Source organism: Andreesenia angusta (genome assembly GCF_001855385.1).
Classification (GTDB): domain Bacteria; phylum Bacillota; class Clostridia; order Tissierellales; family Gottschalkiaceae; genus Andreesenia; species Andreesenia angusta.
In genome coordinates this window covers 41810-65706 of sequence record NZ_MKIE01000008.1, presented here as the reverse complement: position 1 = coordinate 65706, position 23897 = coordinate 41810, and the positions used below count along the sequence as shown (strand labels likewise).

Sequence of the window (23897 nt, the reverse complement as noted above, 5' to 3'; positions counted from 1 at the left end):
TCCTAGACTTGAGAGCAGCCCTACAAGCGAAGTGCTCCTCATTCCGCCTCTCTCGCAGAAGCAGATTATGGAGCTGTACTCGTCTTCTAGCTTCTTTATCTGCTCGTATATCTCTGGAAGCTTTCTGTCCACTATGTTGACTCCCATGGTCTTGGCCTTCTCTATGGAATCCCTCATATAGGTGTAGCCTATAAGCTCCCTCTCCGCATTGTCGAAAATCGGTATGTTTATAGCCCCCGGAATAGTGAACTCAGCGTATTCCTTTGGGCTTCTAAGGTCCACAAGTATATATCTTTTTTTCAGTAGACCTTCGTCTATCTCTCTGTATTCTATTTCTTTTAGCATCGTCCCACCTCGTAAATATTATAGCATATTTTCAGCATAAAAAAAGAGAGCATAATCTGCTCTCTTAAAGCACAAACGGTGTCTGCTGGTATACGTAGTAGTTCAGCCAGTTGGAGAAAAGCAGATTGGAATGCGCTCTCCAGATTACAGGCGGAGCCTTATCAGTGTCGTTTTCCGGGAAGTAGTTCTCTGGAAGCTCGACTTCCAGCCCCTTGTTGAAGTCCCTCATATACTCTCCGTAGAGCGTGTACTGGTCGTATTCAGAGTGTCCTGTGGCGAAGATATGCTTGCCGTCATCTCCCATTATCAGATATGGGCCTGCCGCCTCCGAATGAGCCAATATCTCAAGCCTTCCGTTTTGGAGTATCATATCTGTCTTTACACCTGTATGCCTTGAATGCGGGGCATAGAACTCATCGTCAAACCCTCTCAGAAGCTGTATCTTTTTCTCGTTTGTCTTGTGCTTGAATATGCCGAACTGCTTTTTAGGAAGGTTGAACTTCTCCACTCCGTAGTGGTAATAGAGCCCCGCTTGAGCTCCCCAGCAGATATGGAATGTAGATGTCACGTTAGTCTTTGTGAAGTCCATTATCTCTTTCAGCTCTTCCCAGTATATTACGTCTTCAAAGTCCATATTTTCTACAGGCGCCCCTGTTATTATCATGCCGTCGAATCGCTTGTCTTTAACCTTGTCAAAAGTAGTGTAGAAGCTTCCCAGATGCTCTTTCGCGGTGTTTTTGGATTCGTAGCTAGCTGTTCTGAGCAGCGTTATCTCCACCTGAAGTGGAGTGTTTCCAAGCAGCCTTAAAAGCTGAGTCTCTGTCTCTATCTTGGTGGGCATCAAATTCAGTATGGCTATCTTTATCGGCCTTATGTCCTGTTCTTTCGCCCTCTGGGCGCCCATTATGAATATATTCTCGTCTGTAAGCGTCTTGTACGCTGGCAGTGCGCTAGGTATTACTATTGGCATATACTTCCCTTCTCTCTTCTGTAATTTTGTACAAAAAAACTCCTTTCGCCGAAAGGAGTTTTCACTTCTCATCTATCGGCTATACCGCTGGATTTAGCACCTCGACTTGCAAGTCAGGTTGCCGGATTTCATAGGGCCAGTCCCTCCATCTCTCTTGATGAGTTTTATTCAGTTGTCTATTCCATACATTATATTTTACATATGTCTATCTGTCAAGCAGATATTTCCTCTCCGAGAGGTACTGCTTGAGGCCTGAAAGCGCAAGGCTGTAGCCGTATACTCCAAGTCCTGAAATCTGCCCTATGCAGGCTTCTGCAGTCACGGACTTCTTCCTGAACTCTTCCCTCTTGTGTATATTGCTTATATGCACTTCTACAGTCGGTATCGAGACAGCTTTTAAGGCATCCAGTATGGCTATGCTGTAGTGGGTGTAGGCCCCTGGGTTTATGACTATGCCGTCAAACACGCCATAAGCCTGCTGTATCTTCGTCACTATTTCGCCCTCTATATTGCTCTGGTAGAGCTCCACCTCGAGCCCAAGCTCTCTAGCTTTTTCCTCCACTCCTTCGTTCAAACTCTCGAAGTTGTCAGATCCGTATATGTCCTTTTCCCTTATTCCAAGCATGTTTATATTGGGTCCGTTTATTACGAGTATCTTCAAGTTACTCAGCCCCTTCCACTATGTCTTTTACAGTCTCCACTATCTCTTCTAGCACTTCTTCGTAGCACCTGTCGTTCACGACTCTCAAGTCTGCCGTTTCAACGAAGAGATCATACCTCTCTTCGTAAAGGCTTTGAAGCCTTTCCTTGTTCTGCGAAAGAAGCGGCCTCGACTCCGTGTCTACGTCAGAGAATATATTGTCGAGCGGCCTGTCTATAAATACCACAGTCCCACCGTTTTTCATCAGCTCCCTGTTCTCAGGAAGCTTCACTATTCCTCCGCCTGTAGCTATTACAGCCGGGCCTTTCTTTAGCACGGCCCTCAGCGACTCGGTCTCGTACTTCCTGAAGCGGTCTTCGCCCTCTTCTTGGAATATATCTGGTATGCTCTTGCCCTGCATCTTTTCTAGGAATTCGTCAGTGTCGTAAAGCTCTACTCCTAGCTGCTTGGCAATGTCTCTCCCAAAGCTGGTCTTTCCGCAGCCCGGCATTCCAATTAGTATTATATGTTCCTTCAATCTCATGTCTCCTCCTCGCAGTCCCCTATATATGGCTTTTGTAGTTTCCAAGGAGTTTAAAGTAGGTGCTGTTCCTCTCTATCTCAACTATGGCCTTCTTCAGGTTTTCGTCTTTCAGATTGCCCTCGAAGTCTATATAGAAGAAATATTCCCACGACTTCTCTATCACAGGCCTGGACTCTATCCTCTGCATATTCAAATTGTTCTCTGCAAAATAGCTAAGCGCTCCGTAAAGAGCCCCTGCTTTGTGAGGTGCCGCAAATATTATGCTGACCTTGTTGGCGTCGTCGTTTATCTCCAAGTTCTTCCCTATTATCACAAATCTTGTGTGGTTGTTATTGTTGTAATTTATGCTAGGCTCTACTACCTCGAGTCCGTATAGCTCAGCAGCTCTTCTGCTGGCTATGGCTGCCTTCTCCTTGGAGCCGGATTCGCTCACCAGCTTTGCGCTTTCGGCCGTATTCCTGAAAGGCACCAGCTTCCAGTCGCCATGCTGCTTTAGGAATTCCTCGCTCTGCTTAAGCCCCTGAGGGTGTGAGTAGACTTCCGCTATGTCTTCTAGCGAAGTTCCGGGAACTCCAAGCAAGTTCTGGTCCACTTTTATGCTCGTCTCTCCCACCACATAGTATCCGTATTCCCTCATAAGGTCGTAGACCTCCGAGATGCTCCCTGTGGAGGAGTTCTCTATAGGGAGTATTCCGTAGTCTATATCCTCTTCTTGAAGCTTATTGAATACGTCTTCAAACTCCTTTACGTTTACCCTCTCTGTGTCAGGCCCGAAAGTAGCTATAAGGGCCTCTTCGCTGTAGGCTCCAGGCACTCCCTGGTAGCACACCTTAGGGCTTGCCTTTCTGGTTTTAGCCAGCTTCACTATTTTCTCGACTTCAGAGTCCGATATATCCTCTATATCGCTTGAGAATATCTGCTTGGCCTGAAACTTTCTGCTTATAGCCATCATGTCGTTGTAGAAGTCCTCTAGCGACTTCTCGTACGCCTTGTTCTTGAGGTATCCCTTGTTCTTATCTATGACCTTTTTCTCTCTCTCGCTGTCGAATATCTTCTGCCCTGTCTCTTCTTTGTACTTGGCCACTTGGAGCACCAAGTCCATTCTCTTTTCAAAGAGCGCCGTCAGCTTCTCATCTATCTCGTCTATCTGCACTCTTATATCATCTAGGTTCAAATCCGCTCGCTCCTTCCGTTCCAAGCATTAGGTCAAGTATCGCTATGGCCGTTATGGCTTCCAGCACAGGAACCGTTCTGTGGACTATGCAAGGGTCATGTCTGCCGTGCACTTCAAGCTCCGTCTCACTCTGCTCTTTCACGTCTATAGTCCTCTGCTTCTTGGATATAGAAGAAGTGGGCTTTATCGCCACAGAGTATACTATCGGCATTCCGTTTGAAATTCCCCCTGTAATGCCTCCGTTGTTGTTTGTATATGTCTTTACAGCATCTCCGTCCATATAGTACTCGTCGTTGGACTCGGAGCCCTTCATATCGCTTATGGCAAAGCCTGCTCCAAACTCCAGCCCTTTGGTCCCCGGAACCGAGAACACAAGGCTCGCTATCTTGCTCTCCACCGAGTCGAAGAACGGATCTCCTATCCCCACAGGTATCCCAGTGACGCCTACTTCCACCGTTCCGCCTACAGAGTCAAGCTCCTCTTTGGCCTCCAGTATAACTTGCTTCATGGCCTCTCCTGCACTTTCGTCTATCACCGGGAAAGGCTTTTTGGCAAGCTCCAGTAGCGTCTCGGCGTTCAAGTTCACAGCGTCGAAAGACTCTTCGCTGACTGACCCGATGCTCTTTATATGGGCCCCTACAGTTATGCCTTTTCTGGCAAGTATCTGCTTGGCCACCGCTCCAGCAAAGACCACAGGCGCAGTTATCCTTCCAGAGAAATGCCCTCCGCCTCTGTAGTCGTTGAACCCCTTGTACTTCACAAATCCAGGGTAGTCTGCATGCCCCGGCCTCATCACATACCTTATATGGCTGTAGTCTTTAGACCTCTGGCTTGAGTTCCAGATCATAGAGCAAAGCGGCGCCCCCGTAGTGGTGTCGTCGAGTATCCCGCTGACTATCTCAAACTGGTCGCCCTCCACTCTAGGTGTGGAGAGATTGTCTCTTCCTGGAGCTCTTCTCTCCATCTCTTTTGAAATCTGCTCCATGTCGAGCTCTATCCCCACCGGAAGCCCGTTTAAAACCATGCCTATGGCCTTTCCATGTGACTCCCCGAAGATTGAAAGCTTGTAGTTGCTACCCCATATTCCGCTCATCTACCACACCTCCTAGTTTCTTGAAGTCCTCCCAGAAGTGAGGGTAGGACTTGGATACAGAACCGCTGTTCGTTATCTCTACAGGCTTCTTGCACCTTATGGACGCCACTCCCATGGCCATGGCTATTCTGTGGTCGTTCCAGCTGTCCAGCACCGCTCCGCCTTCAAGCATAGGCTTTCCTACTATCACAAGCCCGTCGCCTTCTTCTCTTATGTCGGCTCCTAGCTTCTCAAGCTCCGTTCTAGTGGATGTTATCCTGTCCGACTCTTTTATTCTGAGTCTCTTTCCGTTTATAACTCTGGTTTCTCCTTCGCTTAGCGCAGCCAGTACGCTGAGCACAGGTATTATGTCTGGGCACTGGGAAGCATCTATGACAGTCCCTCTAGTCTCCGACTTCTCCACTGTTATGCTGTCTTCAGATACCGATATATTTCCGCCCATTCTCTCTACTATCTCCACGACTTCCTTGTCGCCTTGAAGAGAAGACTTTTCCAGGTCGTTGCATACTATCTTTCCGTCAAGCAGTCCAGCCACTATCCAGAAAGCGCCCTGAGAGTAGTCTCCTTCCACCTTGTACTCGCGGCTTACGTAGCTCTGGTTTCCCTTTATGAAAAACTCCTTGTAATCCCTGTTCTCTATCTCTATGCCGAATTTTCTGAGTATGTCTATAGTCAGATCCACATAGCCCTTAGACTCAAGCTCCGACTCTGTTACGACTATCCTTGAATCGCCGTCCAAAAGAGGCAGTGTAAACAGAAGTCCAGTTATAAACTGGGAGCTTATATTGCCCTCTATGCTGAAAGTGCCCGGCTTTAAGCACCCCTCTATTTCAAGCGGCAGAATGCCTCCTGTATTTGCATATTTTATACCCTGCTGATCGAATATCCTGTAATAGGTGTCAAGTGGCCTCTCTACAAGCCTTCCCTCTCCAGTTATATTAAACTTCTCTCCTGCAAGCATCAGTATCGGTATTAGAAACCTTATGGTCGAGCCAGATTCTTTGCAGTTTACAGAGTCGCTCTGGAGCTTGAACTCCTCCACTCCCTTTATCCTGAGGCTGTATGTGCCTGTGTCTTGGTCTAGAATCTCCTCCAACACCTCTACTCCAAGTGCCTTCATCCCCTCTATAGTCGCTATTATATCGTCCGAATAAGATATATTATGTATCAGACTCTCTCCGCGCGAAAGGCTTGCACATATTATCGCTCTATGGCTCATGCTCTTAGAAGGCGGTATGTTTATCTCGCCTTCCAGAGTCATAGGGTTTATCTTGACTGATTTCATGCTAAATCCCCCAATCGTTTTAAATGTAGTCTACTATCTCCTCTTTGGCTATCTTTTTAAGGTAGCTCTCTCCTATCCTCTTTACAAGTATAAGCGTTATGCTGCCGCTGCTGCTCTTCTTGTCGAGCCCGATGGCCTTTTTCACTTCCTCTTCGTCCATCTCAGGCATCTCGTATGGCAGTTTGTACTTCACAAGCAGCGACTTTATGCTTTCAGCCACTCCTGCCTCTGTCTCGCCCTTCGCTTCGCTCCTAAGCGTTATATTGTACATGCCTATTGCAACGCCTTCTCCATGGGTGTACTTTTCATATCCGAAGCATTTCTCTACAGCGTGCCCTAGAGTGTGCCCGAAGTTCAGCAGCATCCTGTTTCCAGTGTCTTTTTCATCTTCCTCCACCACGGCCCTCTTTATGTCGCAGCATCTGTATATTATATCATCTATGTTGTCGAAGAATTCCTCTTCCGTCACGTATGACTCAAGCATTCTGAAGAGCTCTTCGCTCTTGATGCAACCGTATTTTATGACCTCGGCCATTCCGTCGTAGAAATACCTCTTTTCAAGCGTCAACAGCATCTCAGGGTCTATCAGCACTGCGTCCGGATGGTAGAAGTTGCCGACAAGGTTCTTGCCTTTTTCCAGGTTTACAGCCACTTTCCCGCCTACGCTGCTGTCTATCTGCGCCAATAGCGAAGTAGGTATCTGCATAAACCTTATTCCCCTTAGAAGCGTTGCTGCCACGAAGCCCGTTAAGTCCCCGACTACTCCGCCTCCAAGGGCAACTATCATATCTGACCTGGTGATTTCCTTGTCCAACAGTGAGTCATATACGCTCTCAAGCACCGCTATGGACTTGCTCTTCTCGCCCGGCTCCACCACTGTGAAATAAGGCTCGAATCCATTCGACTTCAAGTCTTTCTCGAACTCTTCTCCATATATATTATATACGTTCTGGTCTGTAATTATAAATATTTTTTTATTAGTATACAGTTTTTTTATCTCTGAGCCAAATTGCCTTCTAAGGCCCTTCTCTATGAGTATGTCGTACTGCTTTTCTGGAAGGTCTATTTTAAGCTTTTTCATCCACTATCTCCCCTTTTCTGCTATGCGATTCTCTGAGCATCTCCTTGAGGCTCGCTGAGTCTTCGGCTTCTATCGCATCCCTTATGTTTTTTGTGTAATCTAGAAAGAGATCTATCTGCTCCACAAGGTGAGACCTGTTCTCTATAAAGAGCTCGCTCCAGAGCTCGGCGTTTATCCTAGCTATCCTTGTGGTGTCCCTGTAGCTTCCGCCGGCAAATAGCGATACGTCTTCTACGTCTTTGCAGTTGACCATCCCCACGGCCACTATGTGCGGAAGCTGGCTTACATAGGCTATGTTCTCGTCGTGCGTGGACGGCTTAGTCTCTACCACGTTTTTAAAGCCCATTCCCCTCACTATCTCTTTTACAAGCTCTATGTTCTCTCTCTTGTTCTGCTCTGTAGGAGTTATTATATAGTTCGCCCCTATGAATATACCGGGGTCTGCCGACTCTATTCCACTTGTCTCTTTTCCGGCCATGGGATGCCCGGCCACGAAGTCCACATCCTCTCTCAGGTGTGGTGCTATGTCAGCTATCAGCTTTTCCTTTATCCCAGCCACATCTGTCAGAATCGCCCCGCTCTTGAAGCTGTCCATATTATCCACTATGAGTCTTGTAGTAAGCTCCGGGTATACAGAGAATACTACCAGGTCCGCTTCTGGGATAATATCTTCAAGCCTTGTGCTGCCACAGTCTATGGCTCCCATCTGCTTCGCCTTTTCAACCACTTCGCTCGATATATCAGCTCCTCGGACGTCTTTAAAACCCATCTGCTTCAGCGCCAATCCGTAGGACCCGCCTATAAGCCCAAGTCCGACTATCGCTATCTTCACATTAAAGTCCATGCGCATCACCTCTATATAGTTTTTCCCTCTATCTCCGCTATCTTTCTAAGCTTGTCCACTATCTCTTTGAATCTCTCAGGAGTTATGGACTGCTGTCCGTCGCATTTAGCCGTCTCAGGGCTGTTGTGAACCTCTATCATAAGTCCGTCTGCTCCAACTGCTACAGCTGCCTTTGAAAGAGGCTCTACCATCCACCACATTCCAGCAGCGTGGCTTGGGTCCACTATTACAGGAAGATGCGAAAGCTTCTTGATCGCCGGTATGGCGCTTAGGTCTAGTGTGTTTCTAGTGAAGTTCTCGAAAGTCCTGATTCCCCTCTCGCAGAGTATCACGTCCTTGTTTCCTCCGGCCATTATATACTCGGCAGACATAAGCAGCTCCTCTATTGTAGAAGAAAGGCCTCTCTTCAGGAGTATCGGCTTGTTAGTCTTTCCAAGCTCTTTAAGCAGCTCGAAGTTCTGCATATTTCTAGCCCCTACCTGTATCACGTCCACGTCTTCTATGAATCTGTCTAGGTACTCGTTTGACATTATCTCGCTCACTATAGGAAGTCCTGTTTCAGCCTTTGCAAGCTTTAGAAGCTCCAGCCCCTCTACGCCCATTCCCTGGAAGCTGTAAGGTGAAGTCCTAGGCTTGAACGCGCCCCCTCTTAGGAAAGTGGCCCCTGTCTCTTTTATGGACTTGGCTATGGTGAGTATCTGCTCTTCGCTCTCCACCGAGCAAGGCCCCGCCATAATCGCTATCTTGTTTCCGCCTACTGTGCTTCCGTTTACGTCTATAATCGTGTCTTCCGGATGGAACGCCCTGTTTACAAGCTTGTAAGGCTGTTGCACCTGCACAAGACTCTCTACACTTCTGTTTGCTTTTATCTGCTCTCTATCTATCACGCTAGTGTCACCTACCAATCCTATTAAATGATGTCTGCTGCCCTCCGACTCATGCACTCTCAGCCCTAGCTCTGTCATCTTGGCTATAAGCTTGTCTTTCTCTTCCTTTGACGTGTTTTCTTTTAGAACTATTATCATGTCTTCTCCCCCTATAAAATAGTATTAAAAAAGAGCCTCCGCAATGAGGCTCTTTGAATTCACTTATCCGAAATATAAACACCTTGTACCGGCGTTTTAAACGTATGCATATATTCCATCTATAGACCCATCAGTCGTATTACCGCTTATTTTTTTGTATGACAAAGCTCCGGCGCTAAAAAAGTAATAGCCCCAGCTAAAAAAATAAAGGTAATATGAAGTTTGATTCTCAATGAACTTGTTTATAAGCTCTTTCATAATCGCACCCTCCTGAATATCTTGTCCATACAATCAATATATACCATTACATTTTGTATTGTCAACTGTTTTTATCTATTTGACAAACTTTCCCCTCTTCAAAGCCGTGATTCCGGTTCTGTTATACTCCAGTATGCCGTAAGGCTTGAGCATCTCTGTGAACGACTCCAGCTTGTCCTCCGCTCCTGTAAGCTCGAGTATAAGGCTGTCGCTTTGAACGTCTATTATCTTGGCCCTGAATATATCGGCTATGCCTATTATGGCCGGTCTGTCGTCTGGATCCGCCTTGACCCTTATGAGCAGTAGTTCTCTGCACACAGCTTCTGAAGCTTCTATCTCCACTACCTTGATCACGTCCACAAGCTTGTTAAGCTGCTTTACTATCTGCTCGACTATCTGGTCGTCTCCTCTTACAGTTATGGTCATCCTAGATATCTCTGGATCTTCTGTCTCTCCTACTGAAAGACTGTCTATATTGTATCCTCGTCTTGTAAAAAGCCCTGAAATCTTGCTTAGCACACCTGACTGATTTTCCACTAGCACTGAAAGTATATGTTTAATTTTAGACACCCCCTACAATGTTTCAAACTCTGTTTCGACTTTTGCCTCTATCAAAAATGCCTTTTCTGACTTCATCATCTCTAGAAAGGCCTCTCTGAACTCTTCGTCTGTAGAAACCCTTCGCCCTTCGATTCCATAGCCCTCCGCTATTTTCACGAAATTAGGCGACTTCTCGAATACAACTCCGCTTGTATTGCCTTTTCCATACCTCTTGTCCTGAAGCTCTCTCACCATTCCAAGCCTCGAGTTGTTGAAGACCACTATCTTTATGTCCAGCTCTTCCTCTGTTATGACTCCCAGCTCAGCCAGAAGCATCTGAATTCCGCCGTCTCCCACTGTGCATATGACTTCGCTCTCAGGAGATCCGAACTTGGCCCCTATCGAAGCCGGCAAGCTGTATCCCATAGTTCCAAGCCCGCCCGAGCCAAGCAGCTTTCTCTTGCCGTACATCTCGAAGTTCTTAGTGGCCCAGAACTGGTTCTGACCTACGTCTGTAACGACTATAAGGTCTTCGCCCATATTCCTAGAGGCAAACTTCATGGCCTCCATAGGGTTTACATACTTTGTAACTGTAACCTCACGCTTATACTGCTCTTTCAGAGACTTGGCCTGTTCTCTCCAGCCCTCTATGTCAAGCGAATCTATCCTGCTGTCTATCTCCGCTATTATCTGCTTTGCATCACCCACTACAGGTATGTCCACGTCCAAGTTCTTGCCTATCTCGGCCGAGTCTATATCTATATGGATTATCGTCGCAGCGTCAGCTATATTGCTTAGCTTCGACCTGTCTGAAACCTTTGATCCCACTATTATTACGAGGTCGGCTTCATAGACTATCTTGTTTGCATATATATCACCATGAGTGCCCACAGCTCCTATATAGTTCTCTCCTCTTGTAGGGTAGCTTCCCGTGCCCATAAAAGTAGTAGCTACAGGTATGCCCAGCCTGTCCGCAAAGGCTTGGAGCTCCTCTTTGGCGTCGGCGTTTATAATCCCTCCACCTGAGCATATCACAGGCCTCTTGGCTTTCTTTATCCTGGATACAGCTCTCTTTATCTGTCCAACATGACCTTCGTACACAGGGTTGTAGCCTCTTATGTTGACTTCTTCAGGGTATTCGAACTTTTCAAGCTTCTCTATCTGAATGTCCTCTGGTATGTCCAGCAGCACCGGACCCGGCCTTCCCGTTCTAGCTATGTGGAAAGCCTCTTTTATGGCTTCAAGCACTTCTTCCTTGCTCTGTATAAGTCTGTTGTACTTGGTAAAAGGCTCTGTAGCTCCTATTATGTCGGCTTCCTGGAATACATCTGTTCCAATCAGCTTAAGCGGAACCTGCCCTGTTATAACCACCATAGGAACGGAGTCCATATATGCAGTTGCTATTCCAGTTATGAGGTTTGTAGCTCCCGGCCCTGAGGTAGCCATGCATACGCCGACTTTGGAACTTGCCCTGCTGTATCCGTTGGCGTTGTGGGCTGCCGACTGCTCGTTTCTGACGAGCACATGCTTCATCCCTCGCTCCCTCATTACGTCGTATATAGGAGCTATATGTGCACCTGGATATCCAAAGACGACTTCAACACCTTCTCTCTCTAGACATTTTACTATGGCTTCTGCAACAAGCATCTATGCCACCTCCTCTTGTGTTTTTTAAATTTTATATTACTAGAATTCTACTACCGAATTTATCATATGTCAACTGAGACCCATTTTTTTTGAAAATTTCCCTCTTGACTTTAGATGCCTTTATTGCTAGAATACTTCTAACGTTAATAAATGGCTGTGAAAGAGACAAGTACTTAACTCCAAGCTTGCAGAGAGTCGGTGGATGGTGAAAACTGACACTTGGGATAATTACACTCACTCTTGAGCCTCAGACCTGAAACACCAGTAGGGTCTGACGTCTGGTCTGCGTTAAAGACATCCTAAGAGACAGCGGAAGCTGTAATTAAGGTGGTACCGCGGGAATATACGCCCGTCCTTATTTTGTTGTAAGGACGGGCTTTTTTTATTTTACGAATACGGAAACGGAGGAAAACACAATGTCTAAAAGAATAAAGATATTCGACACTAGTTTGAGAGATGGGGAGCAGTCTCCTGGATGCACTATGAACCTAAAGGAGAAGATAGTGCTTGCAAAGCAGCTTGAGAGATTGAACGTAGATATAATAGAGGCGGGATTCGCCATAGCTTCGCCTGGGGACTTCGAGTCTGTAAAGACTGTGGCCGAAGAGATAAAGAACTGCTCTGTGGCCAGCCTTGCAAGGGCGCTTGAGAAAGACATAGACAAGGCTTGGGAAGCGCTTAAGCACGCTGCAAGCCCTAGAATCCACACTTTTATAGCCACTTCAGACATCCATATGAAGTACAAGTTGAAAATGGAGCCGGACGCAGTGCTTGAAAGAGCTGTGAACATGGTGAAGTACGCCAAGAAATACTGCTCTGACATAGAGTTCTCGGCAGAGGACGCCTCTAGAACAAATCTTGACTTCTTGACAAGAGTGGTAACAGAGGTCATAAAGGCGGGAGCGACTACTGTGAACATACCTGACACAGTTGGATATACAACTCCTGAGGAGTACTTCAGCATCATAAAGCACCTTAAAGACAATGTGCCTAATATAGACAAGGCCGACATATCTGTCCACTGCCACAATGACCTTGGAATGGCAGTTGCGAACAGTCTTTCAGCTGTAAGAGCTGGAGCCACTCAAGTTGAGTGTACTATAAACGGAATCGGAGAGAGAGCTGGAAACGCTGCGCTTGAGGAAGTCGTAATGGCCCTTAACACAAGACCTGATTTCTTCAAAGCCGAGACTAGAATAGTCACTACAGAGATAATGAAGAGCAGCAAGTTACTTTCCTCTATAACAGGTGTCTCTGTTCAGCCTAACAAAGCCATAGTCGGAGAAAATGCCTTTGCACACGAGTCTGGAATACACCAGCATGGAATGCTTGCAGAGAGAACCACTTACGAGATAATGACTCCTGAGTCTGTGGGGCTTTCAAAGACCAATATGGTGCTTGGAAAGCACTCCGGAAGACATGCCTTCAAAGACAGGCTTGAGTCTCTAGGTTTCAGCTTGGAGCAAGAAGAGCTTGACTCGGCTTTCGAGCAGTTCAAGGTACTCTTAGACAAGAAAAAGAAGATATACGACAAGGACTTAGAGGCCATAGTCAGAAAAGAGTCCATCTCTTCGCCTGAGGCTATATCGCTTGTAAACTTCGTGATAAACAGCGGATCTTCCATAACTTCTACAGCTGTGGTGAAGCTTGAGCGTGACGGAAAAGTCAAAGAGAAAGTGGCCACAGGAGACGGCCCTATAGATGCGGCCTACAACGCCATAAACAAGATAGTCAATCTAGACTTCACGCTTGATGACTTCTCGCTAGACGCAGTCACAGAAGGAAACGACTCGCAGGGAGAGGCCACTGTAAAGATAAGCAGCGATGGCAAGTCATTCACTGGAAGAGGGCTTAGTACAGACATAGTCGAATCGAGCATAAAGGCATATCTAGACGCCATAAACAAGATGATAGACCAAGAAGCATAAAAAAGAAGACCTTAATCGGTCTTCTTTTTTGCTACATAGTCTTCCACCCTCTTGTTGTACCCTTCTATTATGCTCTTCATAATCTCGTTATTGGCCGTGTCGAGCATTATATCTCCCACTTGAGCTATCGGAAGCGCATCTATCGAAGTGCCTGTCACAAAAGCCCCGTCTACGCTCTCTATATCTGCTGCGCGAAGTGGCTTTTCCTCGAGCTCTATGCCTCTTTCTTGCGCGGCCGCTATAACCTCTCTTCTTGTAATCCCGAGCAGCACCTTCTCGGCCGGCGGAGTGTAGAGTTTTCCGTCCACTATATAGAAGAAGTTGGAGCGGCTTCCCTCTGTGATATATCCATTTTCATCCACCAGAAGTGCCTCGAAGGCCCCTTCCTCTGCTATCTTCTCGTTTATCCTGTCTCTAAGGCTCTGGTCTACCACTTTGGCGTTAGGGTTCTCCCTCTCGGACTCAAACAGTATTGTCTTTACACCTTTCGAGTACACGCTTCTGTCAGGATAATGAGACTTCACAAAGTAGAGCAGCATCTTGTGCTCTCTGTCCTCTAGGTTGCCGTAGACTATCTTTATGTTCTGGTTCTCCACCTCGTTGGCCTCTATAAGCTGGGCCATCATCTGATCCACTTGTTCTTCAGAGTACTGCATCTCATGCCCCAGCATCTCGAGCGAGTCCTTGAGCCTCTTGACATGCCCCTCTTCAAATAGCACCACTCCGTCCATAACTCTGTTTACCTCGTACACAAGAGGTCCTCTTATAGACTTGAACTCCGCTGTATTCTCTATCTCTAAAAGTTTCCCATCTGATATATAGTATTTGTTTACCGCCTCTATGCTCAACATATCCACCCCTCTTTATTTCTCTATCTTCTCCTATTATATACCCTTATTGCTAATCTTCCAATTGTGCAATTTTTAGTGTATAATCTACTTACAAAGATTTATTTAGGGGGAGATATTTTGGTTGCTTCAAAAGAAGATAAGGTTGAATTCCTAGCCAAGCTAGAGCAGAAGATGAAAGAGACTATCGAGCTGAACAAAATAGACGAGCTTGAGGATTTTGACGCAGGTCTTTATATCACTAATATATTCAACAAGCTTTATACAGATTCTTTCCAGAATCTCGACGAAGAGTCAGACAAGATCTTGAGAGCCACCCTTTGGAAAGATGCTTACTCTAAGGACAACCTTAGAAAATACGAGGACTTTATACTTAGTTTATCTAAAAAATAGCCAGACATATGTCTGGCTATTTTTTATACACTGTACACACTCCAATTCCACCTGGTCCAAGATGCGACCCTATGACAGGTCCAAGTTCCGAGATGACTATCTCCGTGTCTATGTACTTCTCCGCTAGTTCGTCCGCTATCTTCCTAGCCTCCTCTAAGCACTGCACATGGTGGACTGTTATATGTACAGGGTTTTCCGGTATCCTGTCCACTATCTCTTTCAGCGCCTTCTTTTTCCCGCGAAACTTTCCGTTGCCTAAGAGCCTTCCCTCAAGAAGAGATACTACTGGTTTTATGCTCAACAGACTTCCTACCATGGCCTGTATATTTGTCAGTCTTCCTCCGCGCTTCAGGTACTCCAGCGTATCGACCGTCAAGTCTATATTGCTCGAGTCTCTTATCCGCTTCACTTCGCTCTCTATATCCTCAAGCTCAGCGCCACTCTCTAGAAGCTCCACGCTCTTCTCCACTATATACCTGTATATCCCGGCCGCCGTAAAGCTGTCTATCACCTTTATCTCTCTGCCTTCCATAAGGTCGGCCGCCAACTTGGCGCTGTTGTTTGTGCCGCTCAGTCCCGAAGAGAATGTGATTACAAGTATTCTGTCTGCGCCTCTTTCGAACAGCCTCTCATAAGCTTGCTGGAAGTCGCCTACGGCCGGTTGTGATGTAGTCGGAAACTCACCTGAAGCTTTCAGCTTTTCGTAGTATTCCCCGTAAGTCCCCGGGAGGCCTTCCTTGAACACCTCTCCGCCTAGCTCTACAGAGAGCGGAACCACCTCTATTCCGTGCTTCTCTATAAATTCCGCCTCGGCGTAAGAAGTGCTGTCTATGACGATGTATGTTTTTTTCAAAGCTATTTCTCCTCCCCACTCAAGTCCAACAAAAAAGTCCTAGGGACTCCTAAGACTTTTTGTTTTTTATCATGACATCTAGTTTGTTTTTGAATTCCTCTATCTCTGCATGGTCTTTATTGCTCTTTACCTTCCAAAACTCGTTTTCTATGCTCTCCAGGTCCTCTCTAGATATATTTAGAGAATACAGATCCTGTATCCTATACAGTATATCCGCTATTATGGAAGACCTCTGCTGGAACATGCCCTGAGAATCTATTATCTCGTCCTTTATCTCTGACATCTCCTTGTCTAGGAGAAAAGCCGCCTCGGCCGAGTTTTTAAGCCTCATCTTTATGTCCTCTGGAATCTGCTCGTTGAATTTGTAGTTTAGGGAGTGTTCTATTGTAGCCCAGAAGTTCATGGCGAGTGTCCTGACCTGTATCTCGGCTAGAATCTCCTTTTCGCCTATGGCTGTCTGCACTCTGTAGCTGACTATTATATGGTAGCTTCTGTATCCGCTCTCTTTTATATTCTCTATATAGTCTTTTTCATAGACTATCTTAAGGTCTTTTCCGTCCCTGTCCCTTATAAGCGATACCACTTTCTCTATGTCGTCTACAAGCTGGCACATTATCCTTATACCTGCTATGTCCTCCATTTCCTCTATGCGGTCAAGCGGTATATTGCGCCTCTCAGATTTTTCCACTATACTGGACATGGCCTTTACCCTACCTGTCACAAATTCTATAGGAGAATACTGCCCCATCTTTCTGTACTCGCTTCTAATGCTCTTGAACTTGACTTTCAGCTCCTCTACAGCCTGCTCATACGGAAGCAAAAAGCGTTTCCAATCTAGTATCATCATAATCCCCCGTTTTACTTGTATGTATTATAACAATACTATTATACTATTCAGACCTTTGTTTGTTAATCATTTTCATTGAATATTATCTGATTTTTTTCGTCAAACTCTATTCTAGCCAGCGAGTGAAGGTTCACGCCAAGCTCTCTCAGTATCTTTCCTCCAGACTGGAAAGACTTCTCTATGACTATCCCTACTCCAGCCACCTCGGCTTCAGCCTTCTTGACTATGTCTATCATGCCCAGAGTCGCAAAGCCATTGGCTAGGAAGTCATCTAGTATAAGCACCTTGTCGCCCTTGTTCATGTACTTCTTTGAAACCTTTATCTTGTAAGTCTTGCCCTTTGTAAAAGAGAACACGTCGCTGTCGTAAGTGTCGGCGTCTAGGTTCTTGGACTCTGTCTTTTTCGCGAATACGACTGGCACGTTTCCGAAATACTGCGCAGCTATACTGGCTATAGCTATTCCTGAAGCCTCTATTGTCAGTATCTTTGTGATCTCTACATCTGAAAAAAGTCTCTTGAACTCCTTTCCCATCTCGTTCAAGAATTCAACGTCTAGCTGATGGTTCAGAAATGAGTCTACCTTGAGCACTCCTCCCTCTGAAATTCTTCCTTCGCTTCTTATCTTTTCCTCTAAAAGCTTCATTTTCACGGCCTCCTTTTAATATGTAAAAAACACCCCTGCTCGCTAGTCCGGCAGGGGTCCGTCTTTCATCTGTCTAGTAATTATACAATAAAACTCGTCTGTTTTCAACAGGCCTAATAGTACAGCATCAAAAGCAGTAGAGTTACGCTCAGTATTATGGCGAATATAAAGAGCGAGTAGGTTATGCTGTTTAGTCTAAGTCTTGCATTCAGTATAAGCTCTCTCACTGTGATTTTTTCAAAGTCTATCTGGTCGCCTACTGCGCTGTCAAGGCCTCTGACCATCATGTAAAGCTTTCTCTTGATCTCCACAGGACTTATCTCCTTTATGAGTACTTTTTCAATAGACCCCGTTATCTTTGTAGCGCCTCCTATAAAGATGTTGTCAACTGCGTGGAAGAGCTTGGATCCAAATCTGTATATACCAAGTATCATAGGCTTGTATATGTTCTTCTCAAGGCTGAACCATTCAAGCGAAGGGTTTATATAGTCTATAGTGCCGTTTATATTCCTCAGCAGATACCCTCTTATAAAGAGCACGTACACAGCTATCCCTATTCCAATCGTCTTCAGGGAGCTTGCCACAGTGTGCGATGAGTATATGTGAAGCTCATGTGTTCCCTCGACTCCGAACGACTTGGCCGCCTCGGATATTATCTCCATCACAAAACCAGGCTTCAACCCGATGTAGAGCGTGCATGCACTTAGCACCGCAATTGGGAGAAGTGCCCTCTTGGTTATGAACCGCTTGTGCTGGCCTTGGTACTTTGGATTGTCGTACATAAATACCGAGAAGAATATCTTAGAGAGGTAAGCGACTGTGAACGCACTGCTCGCCGTAAACACAACTTCGGCCACCGTGAAGTATGCACTATGGGTTATACTGTGCGCCTCAGCCAGCGCTTCATGCAGTATTGTCTTGCTGACAAAGCCGTTGAAGCCGGGCATACCTATTATGGAGAAAAAACCTATTAAATAGAGCAGTTTCAGGAAATGCTTGTACTTTCCAAATCCCTTTATCTTGTTTATGCTCAGCTCGTGTAGCACCATGTATATAAGTCCTGCCACGTAGAACAGAAGCACCTTGAATATGGCGTGGTTGACTATATGGTAAAGGGCTCCGTACACCGCTATATACCCATCCTCTTTCAGTATTCCCACAAGCCCTATTCCGAATATTATATAGCCAGACTGGCTCATGCTGCTGTAGGCCAATACGCTCTTTATATTTCTCTGGTACATGGCTAGAATGCCTCCGAGAGCCATGTTTATCATGCCTATAGTGGTGAGCACATATGATATCCTCTCGTCTCCGCCCATTATATTTATGGCCACTATCATGATGCCAAATATCCCCGTCTTTATCAGTATCCCTGAAAGTATAGCACTTGCAGGAGTGGGTGCCGCAGGATGGGCTTTAGGAAGCCATACGTGAAGTGGAAAAGCAGATGCCTTGACTCCGAACCCCGTAAGCAGCAGTCCTGCTATAAAGTACTTGATATCCCCCATAAGAGCCATCTCTTTCTGTATATCCGATAGGTCTATAGCTCCGGTGTAGTCAAACACCAGGAAGATACCCATAAGGAGTATAAGGCTCCCTCCTATTGCCATACCTATATAGGACTTTCCAGCGTCTAGAGCGTACCTGTCTTCGTCGTGGATTATCAGTATATAGGAAGTGAACGACATTATCTCGAAAAAAGTGAACAGATTCACTATGTTTTCAGATACAAAGACTCCGACTGTAGCTGAAAGTGTCAGCAGGAAGAAAGCGTAGTACCTGTTTCTGTTCTTGTAGTTTATAAGGTACTGAGTGGAGTATACAGTCGTCAAAAACCACACAAATACAGTTATCCAAGTGAATATATACCTCATTGTGTCTAGCTTTATGTGGAATCCCGTTCCCATTACGTCAGGAACCGATATCTCTATGCCGTTTCTTCTGACCTCGCTGTACATAGACGTCAGTATCAAGAACTCCATCCCTGTAAGCAACACGTTGAAAAAGTCTCTGGCCTTCTCGCTCTTTCTTCCTATGAGAAAGGCTAGTACACCTCCCACGGCTGGCAGAACAAGCAGAGTCATAAGTAAAACCTTGTAGTACATAGCCTCGCCTCCTTATATTATCTCCATCACAAGCCTCTCAACATACCTTATAATCGGATTGGGGAATATCCCCGTAAGGACTATAAGCACAGTAAGAGTTACTATCGGAACTAGCATTGCAATAGGAGCTTCATTCAAGTCTTTCATCTCAAGCTCTTGGCTCTTCTGTTCCTCTGTCTCAGGCTTTCCGAAAAATGCCACTACGACTATTGGCATGAGGTAGGATGCTGTAAAGAAAGCGCTTATAAGCAGTATGGCCACAAACAGAAGGCTGCCCTCGTTGAGGCCTCCAAGCGCCAAGTACCACTTGCTTACAAACCCGTTTGTAGGCGGTATCCCCACAAGCGAGATAGACGCTATAGCAAAGCACCACATGGTTATAGGCATTTTCTTGCCTATGCCCTTTATCTCGCTTATGTTCTTCTTGCCTGAGTTGAAGTATATAGCTCCAGCGCAGAAGAAGAGCACTATCTTTATCAGCGCATGGTTTATGAGGTGAAGAAGTCCTCCCATAAGAGAGTCCTTGTTCATAAGGGCTATTCCAAGCAGTATATATCCCAGCTGGCTGATAGTGGAGTATGCAAGCCTCTTCTTTATGTTGTCGTGGTGCAGCGCCAAGAAAGACCCCATGAGTATTGTTATGGCTATAAGTGTTATCAGGAATATATGTCCGCCTATCTGTTTGATTATAAGTGGAGAGAATATAAAGTAGCTTATCCTTATAAGGGCGAAAATACCAGATTTAACTACCGCAACGGCGTGCAGCAATGCACTCACCGGTGTAGGGGCCACCATGGCGTTAGGAAGCCATGAGTGGAACGGCACAAGAGCCGCCTTGACTCCAAAGCCCAGAAAAGTAATCACGTATACGAAGAGGAGCTTCCCGTCCAGTATCTCCCCGTTGTCTCCGAAAACTCCAAACGGAGTGAAGTCCAGGTTGTGGGTGTAGCTGTAGATAAAGAGCATTCCCGTCACAACCATAGTCGCTCCAAGGAAAGAGTATATCAGGTATTTCTTTCCGCTCTCCAGAGCTTCTTCTGTACCCGAGTGGATTACTAGAGGGTAAGTGGAAAGCGTCAACAGCTCGTAGAAAATGTAGAGCGTGAATAGATTCCCGGAGAAAGCTATACCCATAGTGACTCCGAGCGTCATTATATAGAATATATAGAACTTCTTCTCTCCACCCTCGTGACTCATGTATTTGGTGGAGTATATCGTCGCAAAAAACCAGAGAATCGACGCTAGAAAGGCAAACAGCAGACTCAGCTTGTCTATCCTGAAGTATATGTTTATAAATTCGTTGTATTTGACCAGGTCAAACCGCTCTGCTCCGTATATTGAAGCCAGCAGGAGTATCAGCAGATTGCAGCCGACAAGCGAAACCGCCGCTATGTTTCTCTGCTTCTCTGTCTTGAAATTCATGTATATCATGGCTATGGCAATCGCCATCGGAAACAGTATCGGTCCCAGTATCAGATAATTTGTCAATATTCTCACCTCGCCTTCTTAGCCTAATGCAGCTTTAAACAGCTCTATTATCTCGTTCGAAGCTGCCCCTGCATATACCATGCCCGCAGTCATGATGTAGAGAGGTATCCTCTCCTTTAGCGAAAGCCTTCGGCTGTAGTCCAGCTCTCCTGACTTCTTGTCTCTGAAGTACCCGCCTATTACAAACGGGAAGTAGTAGAGTGCGTTTAAGAGCCCGCTCACAAGCACAACAGCCAGCAGCACATATCTTCCAAGCTCTATTGTCTCAAGAGCCAGATTCCACTTGCTCACAAACCCTGGCAGTATAGGTATCCCCACCATTGAAAGCGAAGCTACAGTAAACACACCCATAGTAAGAGGCATCTCTCTCCCTATGCCGTGGAGATCCTCTATATACTTGCTCTTGGCCTTTTTGACCATATTGCCTGCCGTTATAAAGAGTATGCTCTTGGCAAAGGCATGGGCTATTATATGGTAGATCGCAAAGGCAAGTCCTGACTTTGTTCCAAGCCCTATTCCGAAGAAGATATACCCCATCTGCGCAACTGTAGAGTAGGCTATCATCCGCTTAAGCTCTTTCTGAGCTATGGCCATAAGAGATCCCACTATCATTCCGGCACTTCCAAGCACCAGCAGTATTTCAAATACAAGCTCTATCTCCATAGAGTCCACCCCTATGCCTCTGTAGAGTATCTTTATATAGAGAAGCACAAAGGCCTTCAAGACTATGGCCGATAGCAGTGCTGAAGAGCTCGTAGGTGCAGAGGAGTGCCCGTCTGGAAGCCAGGTGTGAAGCGGAAACATAGCGCTTTTAATCCCAAGTCCCACCGTGAAAAGCCCTGTGGCTATGAGTATCACTGTAGGGTAGTCGCCGCTGACTTTGGAAAGCTCGGCGTTTATATAGCTTAAGTTGAGGTTTCCAGTTATCGAGTATATAAATGAAGCCCCCATCAGAAAGAGTCCCGACCCCAAGCTGCTGAGTATAAGGTATTTGAGCGTGGCCAAGTAGTTCTCTTTCTGGTTCTTGACCACTATTATGCCGCAAGATGCAAGCGTTCCCACCTCTATAAATACAAATGCGTTGAATATGTCGTTTGTAAACACAGCCCCCATCACAGAGCCTATAAGTATATTGCAGAGAAAGTAGTAGAGCTTGACTCTGCTCTCGTCTACCTCTGCGTCTATGATGTAAAGAGAGCTCCAGCTTATGAGCAGGTATATGCACATGAGTGCAAAGCTTATTATGCCCTCTATCCTTCCAACATAGAGCTCTATACCCCAAGGCGCTTCGAAATGACCTGCGTTGTATATGAAGCTTCCGTTTCGCACTGTTTCCATCATCACGAAAAACGAAAGAACTACGCCTACAGCAGATGAGCACATGGCTATTTTCTTCGCTATCTCATTTTTGTAAATCAGTATAGTTATAAATGCCGACAGATAAAACAGCAGTACCATCAGCAGTGGAAAGCTATCTACTTTCATCTCTGCCTCCTTTCAATATTTCGTCTAGTTCTATAGTTCCGTATTTCTCGTTTATCTTCACAGTCAGCGCAAGCAAAAAAGCCGTCATGCTGACAGCCACAACTATCCCTGTAAGCATAAGAGATGTTGGGATTGGATTTATATACGCCTCCACGCCTTTGTAGTCTCCCACAACAAGCGGCGCCTCTTTGCCCGGGATATAGCCCTTAGCTATGAAAAACAGGAATATGGCCGTGTCCATTATATTCATGCCTATTATCTTCTTTATGAGATTGCTGTTTATAAGCATAGTGGCAAAGCCCACTCCAAATAGTATTATGGCTCCTGTCTCAACGTAGTTATCTAGAAGCTTTATCATTAGAATTCCCCTTCGCTAAATAGATTGTAGAAAATGTAGATAGTTATAGCCACGATTATACCGACAGCTATGTTAAGAGGCAGTATATATCCTCCGCTTAGTATGTTGCCCGCAACGCCTTTAGGTAGATGCGGAGCGTCTATATGGCTTCCGCCTGTTATAAAGCTATATCCCTTTACAATTCCATATGTCATTATGCAGATTGTAGCTGTCCTAAGGAGCAATTTGAAGCTTAGTCTTCTAGTAAATCTATGCTCGCTGTCTATTATCTTGGAAAGTATGAGGCTCGCGCCGAGTATAGTCCCACCTGCAAAGCCTCCTCCCGGCGATATATGCCCAAATAGTATTACGTATACACCAAATACCTGTATAAAGGGAAGTATCGTCTTCCCTATCTCTCTTAAGATCAACTCTCCTCACCGTCCTCTTTTGGCTTTCTTGAATCTGGCTTAAGTATGCTGATTATTATTATTATAGATGTAAACAGCACTGTGGCTTCCACGAAAGTGTCGAATGCCCTGTAGTCGAGGATTACGCCGGCCACTATGTTCTTGGCTCCGGTCTCCTCTATCCCCTTGTCTATATACCTCTCCGAAACGTAGTTGTTTGTGGGGTTCTTTGGATTTCCGAATTCTGGGAGTTCATCCACCCCCAAGAGAAGTATTCCTATTATAGTCGCTGTCAGAATGGCTGCAAGTATTTTTCTCATCTCTTCATTCCCCTAATCCTCTTAAGACTTATCACAAAAAGTATGGTTGTGACCCCAGCTCCCACTGCCGCCTCTGTTATGGCGAGGTCCGGCGCGTTCAGCTGTTCCCAGAGTATGGCCATTATAAGGCTGTAGACCATGAAAACTATAATAGCTCCCAGCATGTCCTTTATAAGTGAAACAGCTATAGCTGCCCCTATTAAAAAAAGTATCATTACAATTGAAAACAATTCCATCCCTAGTCCCCCATCCCTTTTGTCTTTGAAAACACGCTATTTCCTATTAGATGCGTTGCCGTAGGATTTGTCAGCCAGAGAAATACTATAGTCACTATGAGCTTGAAGCTTGAAAAGGTTATCCCATCGTATACCACAAGTGCCGAAAGCGAAAGCATCGCTCCTAGCGTATCGCATTTGGCCGCTCCATGTGCTCTAGTGAGTGCATCAGGAAACCTTATAAGGCCAATGCTCCCCACAAGGAAGAAGAATACTCCTCCGTACAAGAGCAGTGCCACTACTACAGTTTTCATCTCTTTCCCTCCTCAGATATCAAATTGGATATGACGACTGATCCCAGAAAGCTTATAAGCGCATATACCAGCACTATGTCTATGAAGTAGGACTCTTTTATTATAAAAGACACCACGGATATAAGTACAATCGTCTTCGTCCCGATTACGTTTATAGATATAAGCCTGTCTGCCAGCTCAGGTCCTTTTATGGCCCTTATAAAGCAGATCACTATAGTAATCGACAACGCTATAGTAGATGATATGAGTATTTTTTCGTCCATT

General features: G+C 45.7%; 28 protein-coding genes, 1 riboswitch and 1 other annotated feature. Of the genes, 2 read left to right on the top strand and 26 right to left on the bottom strand.

Annotated features, from left to right (window positions below; genetic code table 11):
- The 13 genes from EUAN_RS09430 to ilvB form a co-directional block, all read right to left on the bottom strand.
- On the bottom strand, positions 1-345 hold a 345-nt coding region (locus EUAN_RS09430), incomplete at its 3' end, for a rhodanese-like domain-containing protein (RefSeq protein WP_281182091.1).
- 64 nt (positions 346-409) lie between these two features.
- Positions 410-1315, bottom strand: coding sequence for a homoserine O-acetyltransferase MetA (gene metA, locus EUAN_RS09425; protein WP_071064018.1), 906 nt, complete (start codon positions 1313-1315; stop codon positions 410-412).
- Between the two features lie 65 nt (positions 1316-1380).
- A riboswitch (SAM riboswitch) is annotated at positions 1381-1479 on the bottom strand.
- A 41-nt stretch (positions 1480-1520) separates the two neighbouring features.
- Entirely contained in the window at positions 1521-1976 is a 456-nt protein-coding gene (gene aroQ / locus EUAN_RS09420) for a type II 3-dehydroquinate dehydratase (protein ID WP_071064016.1), read from the bottom strand.
- Between the two features lies 1 nt (position 1977).
- The gene (locus EUAN_RS09415) at positions 1978-2493 is read right to left on the bottom strand and encodes a shikimate kinase (RefSeq protein ID WP_169817374.1); all 516 of its coding nucleotides are present in this window, start codon (positions 2491-2493) and stop codon (positions 1978-1980) included.
- 25 nt (positions 2494-2518) lie between these two features.
- Positions 2519-3673, bottom strand: coding sequence for a prephenate dehydratase (gene pheA, locus EUAN_RS09410; protein ID WP_071064012.1), 1155 nt, complete (start codon positions 3671-3673; stop codon positions 2519-2521).
- Positions 3660-4766 carry a chorismate synthase gene (gene aroC, locus EUAN_RS09405; protein WP_071064010.1) on the bottom strand — a complete coding sequence of 369 codons (1107 nt, stop codon included), beginning with the start codon at positions 4764-4766 and terminating at the stop codon, positions 3660-3662. Before aroC ends, pheA begins: the two co-directional genes overlap by 14 nt.
- Positions 4747-6051, bottom strand: a complete 1305-nt coding sequence (aroA, locus tag EUAN_RS09400; protein ID WP_071064008.1) for a 3-phosphoshikimate 1-carboxyvinyltransferase — start codon at positions 6049-6051, stop codon at positions 4747-4749. Before aroA ends, aroC begins: the two co-directional genes overlap by 20 nt.
- Before the next feature lie 19 nt (positions 6052-6070).
- A complete protein-coding gene (aroB, locus tag EUAN_RS09395; protein ID WP_071064006.1) occupies positions 6071-7132 on the bottom strand; it encodes a 3-dehydroquinate synthase in 1062 nt (353 codons plus the stop codon).
- Positions 7119-7976: a prephenate dehydrogenase gene (locus tag EUAN_RS09390; RefSeq protein ID WP_169817373.1), complete on the bottom strand. Its 858-nt coding sequence runs from the start codon at positions 7974-7976 to the stop codon at positions 7119-7121. The genes aroB and EUAN_RS09390 overlap by 14 nt, the downstream gene beginning before the upstream one ends.
- A gap of 11 nt (positions 7977-7987) precedes the next feature.
- Positions 7988-9001 (bottom strand): 3-deoxy-7-phosphoheptulonate synthase, encoded by a 1014-nt coding sequence (gene aroF, locus EUAN_RS09385; RefSeq protein ID WP_071064004.1) that lies wholly within the window; start codon positions 8999-9001, stop codon positions 7988-7990.
- A 96-nt stretch (positions 9002-9097) separates the two neighbouring features.
- Positions 9098-9259 (bottom strand): hypothetical protein, encoded by a 162-nt coding sequence (locus tag EUAN_RS12695; RefSeq protein WP_169817372.1) that lies wholly within the window; start codon positions 9257-9259, stop codon positions 9098-9100.
- Between the two features lie 75 nt (positions 9260-9334).
- The gene (ilvN, locus tag EUAN_RS09380) at positions 9335-9829 is read right to left on the bottom strand and encodes an acetolactate synthase small subunit (protein ID WP_084655881.1); all 495 of its coding nucleotides are present in this window, start codon (positions 9827-9829) and stop codon (positions 9335-9337) included.
- 3 nt (positions 9830-9832) lie between these two features.
- Positions 9833-11446, bottom strand: a complete 1614-nt coding sequence (gene ilvB / locus EUAN_RS09375) for a biosynthetic-type acetolactate synthase large subunit (RefSeq protein ID WP_071064002.1) — start codon at positions 11444-11446, stop codon at positions 9833-9835.
- 147 nt (positions 11447-11593) lie between these two features.
- Positions 11594-11806 (top strand) — a binding site (T-box leader).
- Here ilvB and EUAN_RS09370 point away from each other — a divergent pair.
- Positions 11788-13374, top strand: a complete 1587-nt coding sequence (locus EUAN_RS09370; RefSeq protein WP_281182092.1) for a 2-isopropylmalate synthase — start codon at positions 11788-11790, stop codon at positions 13372-13374. (Overlaps the previous feature by 19 nt.)
- A gap of 11 nt (positions 13375-13385) precedes the next feature.
- Here EUAN_RS09370 and EUAN_RS09365 read toward each other — a convergent pair whose 3' ends face one another.
- On the bottom strand, positions 13386-14225 hold the full coding sequence (locus EUAN_RS09365) for an aminotransferase class IV (protein ID WP_084655880.1): 840 nt from the start codon (positions 14223-14225) through the stop codon (positions 13386-13388).
- Positions 14226-14342: 117 nt separating this feature from the next.
- Here EUAN_RS09365 and EUAN_RS09360 point away from each other — a divergent pair, with 117 nt between their 5' ends.
- Positions 14343-14615 carry a hypothetical protein gene (locus EUAN_RS09360; protein WP_071063998.1) on the top strand — a complete coding sequence of 91 codons (273 nt, stop codon included), beginning with the start codon at positions 14343-14345 and terminating at the stop codon, positions 14613-14615.
- A gap of 16 nt (positions 14616-14631) precedes the next feature.
- Here the strand turns inward: EUAN_RS09360 and EUAN_RS09355 are convergent, their stop codons facing one another.
- The 12 genes from EUAN_RS09355 to EUAN_RS09300 all read right to left on the bottom strand — a co-directional run bounded on the left by EUAN_RS09355 (position 14632) and on the right by EUAN_RS09300 (position 23896).
- Positions 14632-15468 (bottom strand): DegV family protein, encoded by an 837-nt coding sequence (locus EUAN_RS09355; RefSeq protein ID WP_071063996.1) that lies wholly within the window; start codon positions 15466-15468, stop codon positions 14632-14634.
- A gap of 49 nt (positions 15469-15517) precedes the next feature.
- Complete coding sequence (gene yjbM, locus EUAN_RS09350) at positions 15518-16315, bottom strand: GTP diphosphokinase (protein ID WP_071063994.1); 798 nt, start codon at positions 16313-16315, stop codon at positions 15518-15520.
- 62 nt (positions 16316-16377) lie between these two features.
- Complete coding sequence (locus EUAN_RS09345) at positions 16378-16959, bottom strand: xanthine phosphoribosyltransferase (RefSeq protein ID WP_071063992.1); 582 nt, start codon at positions 16957-16959, stop codon at positions 16378-16380.
- A gap of 113 nt (positions 16960-17072) precedes the next feature.
- Positions 17073-19064 carry a complex I subunit 5 family protein gene (locus tag EUAN_RS09340; protein WP_071063990.1) on the bottom strand — a complete coding sequence of 664 codons (1992 nt, stop codon included), beginning with the start codon at positions 19062-19064 and terminating at the stop codon, positions 17073-17075.
- A gap of 12 nt (positions 19065-19076) precedes the next feature.
- Positions 19077-20552 (bottom strand): complex I subunit 5 family protein, encoded by a 1476-nt coding sequence (locus EUAN_RS09335; RefSeq protein WP_084655879.1) that lies wholly within the window; start codon positions 20550-20552, stop codon positions 19077-19079.
- An 18-nt stretch (positions 20553-20570) separates the two neighbouring features.
- Positions 20571-22037, bottom strand: coding sequence for a complex I subunit 5 family protein (locus tag EUAN_RS09330; protein ID WP_071063988.1), 1467 nt, complete (start codon positions 22035-22037; stop codon positions 20571-20573).
- A complete protein-coding gene (locus EUAN_RS09325; protein WP_071063986.1) occupies positions 22024-22395 on the bottom strand; it encodes a sodium:proton antiporter in 372 nt (123 codons plus the stop codon). Before EUAN_RS09325 ends, EUAN_RS09330 begins: the two co-directional genes overlap by 14 nt.
- On the bottom strand, positions 22395-22805 hold the full coding sequence (locus EUAN_RS09320) for an MnhB domain-containing protein (RefSeq protein ID WP_071063984.1): 411 nt from the start codon (positions 22803-22805) through the stop codon (positions 22395-22397). The genes EUAN_RS09325 and EUAN_RS09320 overlap by 1 nt, the downstream gene beginning before the upstream one ends.
- Positions 22802-23104, bottom strand: a complete 303-nt coding sequence (gene mbhE / locus EUAN_RS09315; protein WP_071063983.1) for a hydrogen gas-evolving membrane-bound hydrogenase subunit E — start codon at positions 23102-23104, stop codon at positions 22802-22804. Before mbhE ends, EUAN_RS09320 begins: the two co-directional genes overlap by 4 nt.
- Positions 23101-23319: a hydrogenase subunit MbhD domain-containing protein gene (locus EUAN_RS09310; protein WP_211266341.1), complete on the bottom strand. Its 219-nt coding sequence runs from the start codon at positions 23317-23319 to the stop codon at positions 23101-23103. Before EUAN_RS09310 ends, mbhE begins: the two co-directional genes overlap by 4 nt.
- 23 nt (positions 23320-23342) lie before the next feature.
- Positions 23343-23633: a monovalent cation/H(+) antiporter subunit G gene (gene mnhG / locus EUAN_RS09305; RefSeq protein ID WP_071063979.1), complete on the bottom strand. Its 291-nt coding sequence runs from the start codon at positions 23631-23633 to the stop codon at positions 23343-23345.
- Positions 23630-23896, bottom strand: coding sequence for an MrpF/PhaF family protein (locus EUAN_RS09300; protein ID WP_211266340.1), 267 nt, complete (start codon positions 23894-23896; stop codon positions 23630-23632). The genes mnhG and EUAN_RS09300 overlap by 4 nt, the downstream gene beginning before the upstream one ends.
- Between the last annotated feature and the right edge of the window lies 1 nt (position 23897).

What these genes read in the sequence shown, in the direction of transcription:
- aroB (WP_071064006.1), bottom strand. Translation starts at nt 7,132, where the DNA reads ATGAAAAAGCTTAAAATAGACCTTCCAGAAAAGCAGTACGACATACTC.
- EUAN_RS09310 (WP_211266341.1), bottom strand. Translation starts at nt 23,319, where the DNA reads ATGATACTTTTTTTAATAGGGGCAGCTATAGCTGTTTCACTTATAAAG.
- mnhG (WP_071063979.1), bottom strand. Translation starts at nt 23,633, where the DNA reads ATGAAAACTGTAGTAGTGGCACTGCTCTTGTACGGAGGAGTATTCTTC.
- yjbM (WP_071063994.1), bottom strand. Translation starts at nt 16,315, where the DNA reads ATGATGATACTAGATTGGAAACGCTTTTTGCTTCCGTATGAGCAGGCT.
- EUAN_RS09300 (WP_211266340.1), bottom strand. Translation starts at nt 23,896, where the DNA reads ATGGACGAAAAAATACTCATATCATCTACTATAGCGTTGTCGATTACT.
- ilvB (WP_071064002.1), bottom strand. Translation starts at nt 11,446, where the DNA reads ATGCTTGTTGCAGAAGCCATAGTAAAATGTCTAGAGAGAGAAGGTGTT.
- EUAN_RS09390 (WP_169817373.1), bottom strand. Translation starts at nt 7,976, where the DNA reads ATGGACTTTAATGTGAAGATAGCGATAGTCGGACTTGGGCTTATAGGC.
- aroC (WP_071064010.1), bottom strand. Translation starts at nt 4,766, where the DNA reads ATGAGCGGAATATGGGGTAGCAACTACAAGCTTTCAATCTTCGGGGAG.
- EUAN_RS09330 (WP_071063988.1), bottom strand. Translation starts at nt 22,037, where the DNA reads ATGAAAGTAGATAGCTTTCCACTGCTGATGGTACTGCTGTTTTATCTG.
- metA (WP_071064018.1), bottom strand. Translation starts at nt 1,315, where the DNA reads ATGCCAATAGTAATACCTAGCGCACTGCCAGCGTACAAGACGCTTACA.
- EUAN_RS09365 (WP_084655880.1), bottom strand. Translation starts at nt 14,225, where the DNA reads ATGTTGAGCATAGAGGCGGTAAACAAATACTATATATCAGATGGGAAA.
- EUAN_RS09340 (WP_071063990.1), bottom strand. Translation starts at nt 19,064, where the DNA reads ATGTACTACAAGGTTTTACTTATGACTCTGCTTGTTCTGCCAGCCGTG.
- aroA (WP_071064008.1), bottom strand. Translation starts at nt 6,051, where the DNA reads ATGAAATCAGTCAAGATAAACCCTATGACTCTGGAAGGCGAGATAAAC.
- EUAN_RS09325 (WP_071063986.1), bottom strand. Translation starts at nt 22,395, where the DNA reads ATGATAAAGCTTCTAGATAACTACGTTGAGACAGGAGCCATAATACTA.
- mbhE (WP_071063983.1), bottom strand. Translation starts at nt 23,104, where the DNA reads ATGAGAAAAATACTTGCAGCCATTCTGACAGCGACTATAATAGGAATA.
- EUAN_RS12695 (WP_169817372.1), bottom strand. Translation starts at nt 9,259, where the DNA reads ATGAAAGAGCTTATAAACAAGTTCATTGAGAATCAAACTTCATATTAC.
- aroF (WP_071064004.1), bottom strand. Translation starts at nt 9,001, where the DNA reads ATGATAATAGTTCTAAAAGAAAACACGTCAAAGGAAGAGAAAGACAAG.
- EUAN_RS09345 (WP_071063992.1), bottom strand. Translation starts at nt 16,959, where the DNA reads ATGAAGCTTTTAGAGGAAAAGATAAGAAGCGAAGGAAGAATTTCAGAG.